Annotated in this window: 14 protein-coding genes; 1 reads left to right on the top strand and 13 read right to left on the bottom strand. The window is 68.8% G+C overall.

Features of this window, described 5'->3' with window-relative positions; translation table 11 throughout:
* Nucleotides 1-13: 13 nt before the first annotated feature.
* From ACAH41_RS22955 to flgB, 5 genes are read right to left on the bottom strand one after another with little or no spacing between them, the layout of a single operon-like run.
* The gene (locus ACAH41_RS22955; protein WP_325653453.1) at nt 14-739 is read right to left on the bottom strand and encodes a flagellar basal body rod protein FlgF; all 726 of its coding nucleotides are present in this window, start codon (nt 737-739) and stop codon (nt 14-16) included.
* Nucleotides 740-749: 10 nt separating this feature from the next.
* Complete coding sequence (locus ACAH41_RS22960; protein ID WP_325653454.1) at nt 750-1,937, bottom strand: flagellar hook-basal body complex protein; 1,188 nt, start codon at nt 1,935-1,937, stop codon at nt 750-752.
* Between the two features lie 48 nt (nt 1,938-1,985).
* A complete protein-coding gene (locus ACAH41_RS22965) occupies nt 1,986-2,642 on the bottom strand; it encodes a flagellar hook capping FlgD N-terminal domain-containing protein (RefSeq protein ID WP_141287864.1) in 657 nt (218 codons plus the stop codon).
* Nucleotides 2,643-2,644: 2 nt separating this feature from the next.
* Nucleotides 2,645-3,055: a flagellar basal body rod protein FlgC gene (gene flgC / locus ACAH41_RS22970; protein WP_325653457.1), complete on the bottom strand. Its 411-nt coding sequence runs from the start codon at nt 3,053-3,055 to the stop codon at nt 2,645-2,647.
* Nucleotide 3,056: 1 nt separating this feature from the next.
* Entirely contained in the window at nt 3,057-3,419 is a 363-nt protein-coding gene (gene flgB, locus ACAH41_RS22975) for a flagellar basal body rod protein FlgB (RefSeq protein ID WP_325653460.1), read from the bottom strand.
* A 31-nt stretch (nt 3,420-3,450) separates the two neighbouring features.
* On the opposite strand from flgB, the gene flgA reads away from it, so the two are divergent.
* Nucleotides 3,451-4,167, top strand: coding sequence for a flagellar basal body P-ring formation chaperone FlgA (flgA, locus tag ACAH41_RS22980; protein WP_325653461.1), 717 nt, complete (start codon nt 3,451-3,453; stop codon nt 4,165-4,167).
* Here the strand turns inward: flgA and ACAH41_RS22985 are convergent.
* From ACAH41_RS22985 to ACAH41_RS23020, 8 genes are all read right to left on the bottom strand, one after another.
* Nucleotides 4,152-4,919, bottom strand: a complete 768-nt coding sequence (locus ACAH41_RS22985) for a glucosaminidase domain-containing protein (protein ID WP_325653462.1) — start codon at nt 4,917-4,919, stop codon at nt 4,152-4,154. The genes flgA and ACAH41_RS22985 overlap by 16 nt on opposite strands.
* The gene (flgN, locus tag ACAH41_RS22990; RefSeq protein ID WP_325653464.1) at nt 4,906-5,349 is read right to left on the bottom strand and encodes a flagellar export chaperone FlgN; all 444 of its coding nucleotides are present in this window, start codon (nt 5,347-5,349) and stop codon (nt 4,906-4,908) included. The genes ACAH41_RS22985 and flgN overlap by 14 nt, the downstream gene beginning before the upstream one ends.
* A 7-nt stretch (nt 5,350-5,356) precedes the next feature.
* Complete coding sequence (flgM, locus tag ACAH41_RS22995; RefSeq protein ID WP_325653466.1) at nt 5,357-5,647, bottom strand: flagellar biosynthesis anti-sigma factor FlgM; 291 nt, start codon at nt 5,645-5,647, stop codon at nt 5,357-5,359.
* Nucleotides 5,648-5,678: 31 nt separating this feature from the next.
* Nucleotides 5,679-6,764, bottom strand: coding sequence for a flagellar motor protein MotB (locus ACAH41_RS23000; protein WP_325653467.1), 1,086 nt, complete (start codon nt 6,762-6,764; stop codon nt 5,679-5,681).
* Nucleotides 6,751-7,668 (bottom strand): flagellar motor stator protein MotA, encoded by a 918-nt coding sequence (gene motA / locus ACAH41_RS23005; RefSeq protein ID WP_325653469.1) that lies wholly within the window; start codon nt 7,666-7,668, stop codon nt 6,751-6,753. The genes ACAH41_RS23000 and motA overlap by 14 nt, the downstream gene beginning before the upstream one ends.
* 38 nt (nt 7,669-7,706) lie before the next feature.
* On the bottom strand, nt 7,707-8,450 hold the full coding sequence (locus ACAH41_RS23010; RefSeq protein WP_370538486.1) for a FliA/WhiG family RNA polymerase sigma factor: 744 nt from the start codon (nt 8,448-8,450) through the stop codon (nt 7,707-7,709).
* Nucleotides 8,447-8,896: a flagellar basal body-associated FliL family protein gene (gene fliL, locus ACAH41_RS23015; RefSeq protein ID WP_325653470.1), complete on the bottom strand. Its 450-nt coding sequence runs from the start codon at nt 8,894-8,896 to the stop codon at nt 8,447-8,449. Before fliL ends, ACAH41_RS23010 begins: the two co-directional genes overlap by 4 nt.
* 5 nt (nt 8,897-8,901) lie before the next feature.
* The coding region (locus ACAH41_RS23020; protein WP_370538487.1) for a flagellar hook-length control protein FliK at nt 8,902-9,314 on the bottom strand (413 nt) is incomplete at its 5' end.

The following is a 9,314-nucleotide window of genomic DNA, read 5'->3' on the forward strand; positions in this document are numbered from 1 at the left end:
TTGGGAAGACCGCTCAATCGCGGATCAGCCGGTTGCCGCTGTCGGCCATGCTGTCGGCGGCGTGGAACAGCTTCATCTGGATCTCGAAGTCGCGGTTCAGCGTCATCGTCGCGACCATCTCCTCGACCGCGCCGACGTTGCTGCCTTCGACAAAGCCACCGTGCACGCGCACGCTGTCGTCGCTCTCCAGCGTGTCGCCACGGCGCGAGACGATCAGCCCGGCTTCGTTCTTGACCACGTCCTTGGCCTCGGGCTTGACCAGCTTCAGCTTGTCGACGACCTGCATCGCCTCTTCGCCGGCCGGCTGGATCGAGATCGAGCCGTCGCTGGCAATCTCCAGCTTGCGGTACGGCGGCAGCACGATGGGGCCGCCTTCGCCCATCACCGGCCTGCCGTTGACAGTGAGCGCGCCGTCTTCGGCCAGCTGCAGCTGGCCGGCCCGGGTGTAGGCCTCGCTGGCGCCGTACTGCACCGTCAGGTAGCCGCCGCCTTGCAGGGCCACGTCCAGGTCGCGGCCGGTGGGCTTGGCCGTGCCTTCGCGGGCCGACACGCCGTTGGCCTGCAGCTTGTTCAGGTGGCGCGCGTCGTAGCCGAAGCCGGTCACCGTCTGGCTGGTGGCCAGCTCCATGTCGGCCTGGAAGCCGGAGGTGTCCAGGTTGGCCAGGTTGTTGGCGTGCACCTGCTGGGCCCGCAGTGCGCGTTCGGCACCGCTCATCGCGGTGTAGATCAGGGCGTCCATGCGGCTTGCCTCAGACGGCCTGGAACAGCGCCTGCATCATCTCGCTCTCGGCCGAGATGACCTTGGTGTTGGCCTGGTAGTTGCGCTGGGCGGACATCAGGTTCACCAGCTCGCCGGTCATGTCCACGTTGGACTGCTCCAGCGCGCCCACCGTCAGCGAGCCGGCCATGCCGGTGCCGGGGGCGTAGTACAGCGGCTGGCCCGAGGCCTGCGAGGCCGTCCAGCTGGTGTCGCTGGTGGGGGTCAGGCCGTCTTCGCTGGGGAAGGTGGCCAGGGCCAGCTTGGCGATGGTCTGCTTCTGGCCGTTGCTGTACTGGGCCAGCACCGAACCGTCGTCGGAGATCGTCGTGCCGGTCAGCGTGCCGGAGGCATAGCCGTCGGCGGCATTGACGCTGTTGGTCGCCTCGCCGGCGTACAGCGTGGTGCCGGTGTAGTCCACGTCGATGCTCAGCGCGCTGGCGCCGTCCGGTGTGCCCAGTGCCAGGGTCACCGCGCCGGCCGGTGCGGTCAGCACGCCGTTGGTGCTGAAGCTCAGCGTGTTGGTCGTGCCCAGGTCGTTGCCGTCCATCGTGTAGTGCACGTCCACCGCGTTGCTGCCGGACTTGACGAAGTACTGCGTCATGGTGTGCTGGGTGCCCAGCGAGTCGTAGACCACCGAGACCATCGAGCTGTTGAAGGTCTGCGCGTTGGTCTTGTCGAAAGGCGTCAGCGTCGGCGTGGTCCAGTCCTTCGACATGTTGGCCGAGTACGAAAGCTTGCTGCTGGCCTGGGCCGCGATCTGGCCGCTGGGCACGCTGATGTCGCCCATCGCGCCCAGCGCCGTCGTGCCCGGCGTCACCGCGTAGCCCTGGACCTTGCGGCCGCTGGCGTCGACCAGCATGCCGGCCTTGTCGACCACGAAGTTGCCGACGCGGCTGTAGCTCATCAGGCCGGTGCTGTCGCGCAGCGCGAAGAAGCCGCGGCCCTGGATGGCGGCGTCCAGCGAACGGCCGGTGGACAGCGTGCTGCCGCCGGTGCCGATGCTTTGCGTCAGCGAGCCGATCTCGGCGCCGGTGGGGCTGGCGCCGGCCACCATCGCACTGAAGTTGGCGCGGCTGGACTTGAAGCCGTAGGTGCCGGAGTTGGCAATGTTGTTGCTGATGCTGTCGAGCTGGGTGTTGACGGCGTTGATGCCGGACAGGGCGATTTCGAAGCTCATGGTGGGGACTCCTTGGGAAAGCTGACGGGAAGGTGCTGACGGGAAAGTTCAGGACTTGCCGTTGAATTGGGAAATGTTGCCGGGCGAGACTTCGCCCAGGTGGCTGACGGTCAGCGTCATGCCGGCGGTGGACAGGCGGATGTTCTGGATCCGTCCGGTCACCGCGACGGCCGGCGTCGCGCCGCTGGTGGTCTTCACCGCGATGTCGTAGGTGCCGGCCGGCAGGCCCAGCGCCACCGGGTCCAGCGTCAGCGAGACCTCGCCAATGCCTTTGCTGCCGAGGTCCACGTTGTGCTTCACGCCATCGGCACCGGTCAGCACCAGCGTGGCGTTGTTCTCGGCGCTGGCAAGCGTGAATTTCGCCGGCACCGTGCCGGAGGCGTCCAGCTGCACGTGGTCGGTCACCACGTCCACGCTGTTGCCGACCTGGTTGCCCAGCGCCAGCGTCTGCAGGCTGTCCAGCAGCGTGTTGGTGGCCGCACTCTGGCTGCTCAGCGACTGCAGCGATTCCATCTGGCTCAGCTGCGTGAGCTGGTTGACGAAGTCGCTCGGGTCGTTCGGCTCCAGCGGGTTCTGGTTCTGGATCTGCGCCACCAGCAGGGTGGTGAACAGGTCGGTGCCGCTGCCGTTGGCGCTGACCAGCGCGTTGGACAAGGCGCTGGTGCTGCCCGTGCTTTGCGTCTGGGTGGTGAGCGTGTCACTCATGCTCATGCCTCCCCAAGCCGCAACACCGACTGCTGCATCGAGCGCACCCGGCCCAGCACTTCGACGTTGGTCTCGAAGGCCCGCGAGGCGGCCATCATGTCGGTCATTTCGGCGACCGGGTTCACGTTCGGATAAAACACTTTGCCCTCCTCGTTGGCCATGGGGTTCTCGGGTTCGTAGGCTTCGCGCAGCGGCTCGGTGCTGCTGACGACGTCCAGCACCTGCACGCGGGCGCCGGCGCCGCTGTCGTGGCCCATCACGGCGGCGAAGATCGGCTTGCGGGCGTGGTAGGCGTCGGTCGCGTTGCTGGCGGCGGACTGGGCGTTGGCCAGGTTGCTGGCCACCGTGTTGAGCCGCACGGTCTGGGCGGTCATCGCCGAGCCGGCGATGCGGGTGATGTCGTGGAATGGCATGTCACTGTCCTGCGATGGCCTTGGCGAGGCCTTTGAGCTGCATGTTCAGAAAGGTCAGGCTGACCTGGAAGTCGCTGGCGTTCTGAGAGAATTCCGCTTGCTCCACGCCCAGCTCCACGGTGTTGCCGTCGGCCGAGGGGTGGTTGGGCACCCGGTATTTCGCCGAGCCGTCGCTGTCCAGCGACAGGCCGCTGGCCTCGTCGGCGGTGGCAGTGTGCAAGGCGGCGCCGAAGTCCAGGTCACGGGCCTGGTAGCCGGGGGTGCTTTCGTTGGCCAGGTTGGCGGCCAGGACCTGTGTCCGTTCGGCGCGCAAGCGCAGCGCCTCGGGGTGTGTGCCCAGGGCCTTGGTGAAGTCGATGCTCATGCGATTCCTTTGTTCAGGACGACGGTCAAACGTGAAGTGGGGGCTGGCCTGCCTGCCGCTGCTGCTGTCTGCGGCCCAGGCGGCAGAACCGCTGGCCGCGCGCGTGGCGGCGGCAGCGCGCCAGGCGGTGATGGAGCAGGCCGAGCGCGACGGGCTGCAGGGCGTGGAAGTCGAGGCCGAGCTGGCCGCCGTGCCGAGCACGCCGCCCACCTGCGCGGAGCCGCGCATCGAGCCGGTGGACCTGCGCCAGCCGGCGCACATGCGCTTTGTGCTGGTCTGCCCCGGCGTGGGTGCGCGGCAGCTGGTGAACGTGCGGGCCACCCTGTCGGCCGAGGTCGGCGTGGCGCTGGTGGCGCTCAATGCGAACCAGCCGATTGCCGAGCGCGACGTGGCACTGGAGCGGCGCGACATCAGCACGCTGCCCGACGCCAGCTCGGACCTGGCCGAACTGGTCGGCATGAGCCCGCGCCGCGCGCTGCGGGCCGGCCAGGTGCTGCAGAAGAGAATGTTGTCTGCGCCGCTGCTGGTGCGGCGTGGCGAGTCGGTGCGCATCGTCGCGCGCAGCGGGCCGGTGGAGGTCACCAACGCCGGCGAGGCGATGGACCCGGGCCGGCTGAACGAGACCGTGCGGGTGCGCAACAGCCGCACCGGCCGCATCCTGCGCGCGCGCATCACCGGTGCCGGTGAGGTGGTGCCTGTGGAGATGGACAGCAGCAACATGGCGGCGCCCGATCAATCCCGCGACTGACGGATCTGGCCCGCCACGCGTGCCAGCTTGGCGGCGTAGGCCGGGTCGGTGGCATAACCGCCGCGCACCAGGCCCTGGCCATAGGCCAGCGCGTCATGGCCGGTGTTCAGCGCGCCCTGGTAGCGCGGCGCCTTGAGCAGCAGCTGCGTCAGGTCCTTGAACGAGGCCGAAGGGTCGTCGTAAGCGCGAAAGCGCGCCACCTCGGAGACGGCTTCGCCGCCCGCGTATTCGGTGGTCGTGTTGTCGCCGCTGGCGCCTTGCCAGCCGCGGCCGGCCTTCAGGCCGAACAGGTTGTGGCTGTCGGCGCCCTGCGCGTCGCGCAGCGGCCGCTGACCCCAGCCGGATTCCAGCGCGGCCTGCGCCGCCAGCACATGCGGCGACACGCCCAGCCGCGCACCGGCTTCGGCAGCGAGTGGCGCCAGCTGTTCGAGGAAGGCTTGCTGCGGGCCGGTCAAGGGGCCTTGCGGGCCGGCCGGCACGGCGCTGTCGCCGGCAACCGGCGGTGTGATGCCGTTCATCGTGGCCAGGCGGGCCCGTGCTTCGGCATTCAGGCCACCGGCACTGCTGAAGGCTTCGCCGCTGTCACCTTGTTCGATGAAATGCTGCACGTCCTGGCGCAGCGAGTGGCCCAGGCTGTCGTAGACGGCACCGAAGCCGCCCGCGCCGGCGGCGCCCAGCGCCGCGGTGGGCCGGGTGGCGGCCGTTGGCGCGGTGGCCGGGGTGGCGGTGGTGAACGGGTCAGGCAGGCGCATACAGGTCACTGTCGGGTTCGAGCACACGTTGCATCAGCTCGTGCTGCTGGGTCAGCAGCGCGCAGTTGCGCAGGTTGGCGTCCTTGCAGGCACGCACCAGGTCTTCGAGCGCCTTCCACCAGGCCGTGCCGGTCGACTGCAGCGACGGGCCGAGGCCTTGCAGCACCTCGTCCATGCCGGCCTGCGGGCCGACCAGGCGTGCGACCAGCGCGCTGCGCCGGGTGCGGCGCTTGTGCATGCGCTCGACGCAGACCACGATGTCGGCCGCCAGTGCCGGCAGCGGCCTGGGGTCGTGCTTCAGCAGCGCGTCGAACTGCAGGTTCAGCAGCACCTGCAGCTGGCGCGCCTCCTGCAAGTCGCTGCGCAGGTCCTGCAGCAGCAGCGCAGTCGCTTGGCGGCTGTTGTTGGCGCGGGCTTGGACGTGGCTCATGGCAGGTTCAGCCGCGGCCGTTGTGGAAGCGCTGCACCAGGCCGGCCAGCCGGTCGGCGTCGAACTTGATCTCGCCGCGGGCCAGCGCGTCGCGCAGCTCGGCCACGCGGGCGCTGTCGATCTCCGGCATCGCGTCCAGCGCCTGCATCGCGGGGGCCAGCGCGTCGGACTGCAGCGGCGCAGCGGTGTCGGCGGCCGCGCTGGCGCCAACGGGGGCGGCGGCGCTTACTGGTTCGGCAGCGACGGGCGCGGCGGCGCCGGTCAGGGGGTCCAGGGTCGTTCGGCCGGTGATTCGCATGCGGGCTCCTCGGGTGGTCTTTGTGTGCATCTCAGCGCTCCGCGAGCGTCGAGGCTTGTTGGGCGAGCTGGCGGCGCAGCTTGGCGATTTCGGCTTCGGTGGCCTTCTGCGGCAAGGCTTCGGCCGTGGGCAGGCGGGTCGGGTGCAGGCCCATCTTCGAAGTCGACGTCGCACCGTTGCGCAAAGGTGCCGCCTGGCTGACCACCATGTCGGCGCCCTCGGCCAGCGGCTGTACCTGGCCAGGCATGCCGAAAGCGGCGGCCAGCGCGCGGGCCTGGGCCGTGCTCAGCACCACCATTTCGATGCGGCGGTTCACGGCGGCGCGCGGGTCTTCGATCTTCATCGGTGCGCGGTCGGCCATGCCGATGACCTGCAGCACGCTGGTCGCCGGCATGCCGCCGTAGGTCAGGCTGAGGCGGGCGGCCATCGCGCGCTGGTTGGACAGCGTCCAGTTCGAGAACGCGGCGGCGTCGGTGTTGGCATAGGCCGTGGCGTCGGTGTGGCCCAGCACCAGCAGCTGGTTGTCGATCTCGGCGAACAGCGGGCCCATCTGGGTCAGCAGCTTGCGGAACTTGGTGTTGGGCACCGCGCTGCCGCGGGCGAACATGCCTTCGCCTTCGGTGTCGTGCAGCAGCACGCGCAGGCCTTGTGGCGTGACTTCGGTCTTCAGGTGGCTTTCCAGGCCGGCGTCTTCGGCCAGGCCGGAGAGTTTGCGGGCCAGCAGCTGCATGTCTTCCGGGCCGTCCATGTGCTTGCGCTGCAGCGGGTGCGCCTGGTCGGTCTGGCCGTTGCCCTGGTTCGGTCCCTGGGCCGCGTTGGTGCCGCCCTGGCCGGGCACCGGCTCGCGGGTGATCAGGCTGCCGAACTGGCTGCCCTTGAGGTCCGGGATGTGGCCCTGGCTGCCTTCGTCGATGGGCGAGCCCATGACGGACAGCAGGTTCTGCTCGGCCGCTTCCTTGTCGCGCGAGGCCAGCAGCCACAGCACCAGGAACAGGCACAGCAGCGCGAGGCAGAAGTCGGCGAAGGCCACTTTCCAGGCGCCGCCGTGGGCGTCGTCGTGGCCCTTGGCCGAGACGCGCTTGACGACAGTTTCGCCGTGGGCATCAGGCTTGGACACGCTTGTCTCCTGCGCGGCGTTGCGGGGTGGCGCCGGGGTCACCGCCGCCTTGCATGGCGTTGATCCAGCCTTCCAGGCGGGCAAAGCTGGGCTTGATGTTGAGCTGCACCAGGCGGCGGCCGGCGTCGATCGCCAGCAGTGCCGGCTTGCCCGAGACATGCGTGACCAGCACCACCTTGACCGACTCGAAAGCCTGCAGCTCTTCGCTGACCAGCTGCTTCATCATGTTGCTGATCGGGTCCAGCACGCCGTAGCACATGAAGATGCCGATGAAGGTGCCGACCATCGCGGCGCCCACGCGCACGGCGATCTCGGCCGTGCCTGCGCCTTCGGCCACCACGTTCATCGTCATCACGATGCCCAGCACCGCGGCCAGGATGCCGAAGCCCGGCATCGCCTCCCCGATCTTGGCCAGCGACTTGGCCGGCTGCGCCATTTCTTCATGGATCGCTCCGATCTCTTGTTCGAGCACACCTTCGAGCTCGTGTGCATTGATCTTGCCCATCGCCATCAAACGAAAGTTGTCGACGATGAAGTGGAGCAGCTTGGGCTCTTCGAGGATCAGCGGATAACGCTTGAAGAGATCGCTCTCATGCGGCGCTTCAACGTGTGCGTCCAGTGCCTTCAGGCCGCCGGCCGCCGTCTGCAGCAGCTCGTACATCAGCAGCAGCAGCTGGCGCTGGAATTCCTCGCCGGGCTTCTTGCGCATCATGACCTTGCGCACCTGCAGCCACATTTCCGAGAGCACGTGCTTGGGGTTGCCCAGCACGATGGCGCCTGCGCCGGCGCCAACGATGATCAGCAGCTCGGTGGGCTGCCAGATCATCTTCATGTCGCCGTCGTGGATCATGTAGCCGCCGAAGACGCAGCCGACGATGATGAGGATGCCGAGGATGGATTGCATGGGGTGGTCTCTTGAGGTTCTGGCGGGTCAGGCGGCCGTCAGGTGGCCAGGTGGCGCTTCATCTTCTGCAGCGCGGCCTTGTTGATCTGGCAGATGCGGGCTTCGGTCAGGTCCAGCACCGCGGCGATTTCCTTCAGGCTCAGCTCGTACTCGTAGTACAGCTGGATCACGCGTTGTTCACGTTGGTCCAGCGCGCCCAGGGCTTGCGCCAGGCTGCGGCGCTGGATCAGGATCTCTTCGGGCGAGCGCTGCGCCGAGGGCAGTTCGGCCATCTCGTGCAGCAGTTCGTCGAAGCTGGCCATCTGCTCGGCGTTCTCTGCGGCGAGGTGGGCCTGGTAGGCCTCGGGCGTGAGCTTCAGCACCTTCAGCACTTCGGCCTCGGTCGGCTCGCGGCCCAGGCGGCGGGTCATCTCGCGCAGGCCGTCGCGCAGCTTGTGGCTGTCCTGGCGCACGCTGCGCGGGCGCCAGTCCTGGCGGCGCAGTTCGTCGAGGATCGCGCCGCGGATGCGCAGCGAGGCAAAGGCGGCGAACTTCTCGTCCGGCGGGCCGTAGCGGCGCAGCGCTTCCAGCAGCCCCATCAGGCCGATCTGCTGCATGTCGTCACGGTCCATGGTGGCGCAAAGCTGGGCGCTGAGCTGGCGCACCACGCGCTTGACCAGCGGCGTGTGCGCGATCAGCTCGCGCTGCTCGCGGGCCGGGTCGAGCGCGGCGCGCGCAGCTTCGCCGCCCGCCTCGGCATAGGCCGCCACCTCGAAATGACCCGCGTGCAAGTCCATGGTCATTCGACGATGAGCTTGCCGATCATGGCCTCGGCAAACGGCATCTCCTGATGCTCGGCTGCATAGGCCTCATGGAACGCCTCGTTGAGCGTGCTGGCCAGGGCGTCCACGCCCATCGAGCTGGCCTGGGCGCGGGTGCGCTCCGAGAGCGCTTTCACCGCCACGCTGCGCAGCAGCGGCAGGTGGTCCCGGGTCTGCTTCTCGGTCTTGGGCGGCGCCTTGAAGACCAGGTCCACGGCCAGGTAGTGCGAGCCGCTTTCCTGTTCGCCGTTGCGCAGCATCACGATGACCTTGTCCAGCGTGACGTACTTGTAGTCCACCGCTTCGGCCACATGCGCCTTGGCCTCGCCGGCCGGCCCATGGTCTTTCAGCTTCCACCAGGCCGCGGCACCGCCAGCGGACAACAGCAGGACGGTGGCGACACCGCCGAGGATCAGTTTCTTGGACATCGCGTTCAGCCTTTGCGCAGACGGAAGGGGGTGGTGGCCGTGCCGGTTTCTGCATCGGCCTCGGCCAGTGCGCGGCCGGGGGCCTGCGCTTCATCGGAGGTGGCGCGCTGCTGCTGCTGCTGGCGGCCGGACTGGCCGAAGTCGCTGCCGTTGGCCGCGCCCTGGCTGACCTGCACCCGCACTTCGCCGGCATGGCGCTGCGACAGGTCCTGGCGCAGCCCGTCGCTGACCTGGGCCAGCTGGCGCGCCACTTCGGCATGGCTGGCCGACAGCTGCACCTGCAGGCTGCCGCCCTCGTGGCGGATCTGGATGTCGATGTGGCCCAACTGCGGCGGCGACAGGCGCAGCTGCGCCTGCTCGCTGCGCTGGTCCGCCTGCCAGGCCAGGCGTGGGCCCAGGGCCTCGCGCAGCGGCTGGC

Source organism: Ideonella sp., assembly GCF_041287625.1.
Classification (GTDB): Bacteria; Pseudomonadota; Gammaproteobacteria; order Burkholderiales; family Burkholderiaceae_C; genus Ideonella.

Bases quoted from the DNA above. Each gene is read 5' to 3' on its own strand.
- ACAH41_RS22955 (WP_325653453.1), bottom strand. From the start codon at position 739: ATGGACGCCCTGATCTACACCGCGATGAGCGGTGCCGAACGCGCACTG.
- ACAH41_RS22960 (WP_325653454.1), bottom strand. From the start codon at position 1,937: ATGAGCTTCGAAATCGCCCTGTCCGGCATCAACGCCGTCAACACCCAG.
- ACAH41_RS22965 (WP_141287864.1), bottom strand. From the start codon at position 2,642: ATGAGTGACACGCTCACCACCCAGACGCAAAGCACGGGCAGCACCAGC.
- flgC (WP_325653457.1), bottom strand. From the start codon at position 3,055: ATGCCATTCCACGACATCACCCGCATCGCCGGCTCGGCGATGACCGCC.
- flgB (WP_325653460.1), bottom strand. From the start codon at position 3,419: ATGAGCATCGACTTCACCAAGGCCCTGGGCACACACCCCGAGGCGCTG.
- ACAH41_RS22985 (WP_325653462.1), bottom strand. From the start codon at position 4,919: ATGCGCCTGCCTGACCCGTTCACCACCGCCACCCCGGCCACCGCGCCA.
- flgN (WP_325653464.1), bottom strand. From the start codon at position 5,349: ATGAGCCACGTCCAAGCCCGCGCCAACAACAGCCGCCAAGCGACTGCG.
- flgM (WP_325653466.1), bottom strand. From the start codon at position 5,647: ATGCGAATCACCGGCCGAACGACCCTGGACCCCCTGACCGGCGCCGCC.
- motA (WP_325653469.1), bottom strand. From the start codon at position 7,668: ATGCAATCCATCCTCGGCATCCTCATCATCGTCGGCTGCGTCTTCGGC.
- ACAH41_RS23010 (WP_370538486.1), bottom strand. From the start codon at position 8,450: ATGACCATGGACTTGCACGCGGGTCATTTCGAGGTGGCGGCCTATGCC.
- fliL (WP_325653470.1), bottom strand. From the start codon at position 8,896: ATGTCCAAGAAACTGATCCTCGGCGGTGTCGCCACCGTCCTGCTGTTG.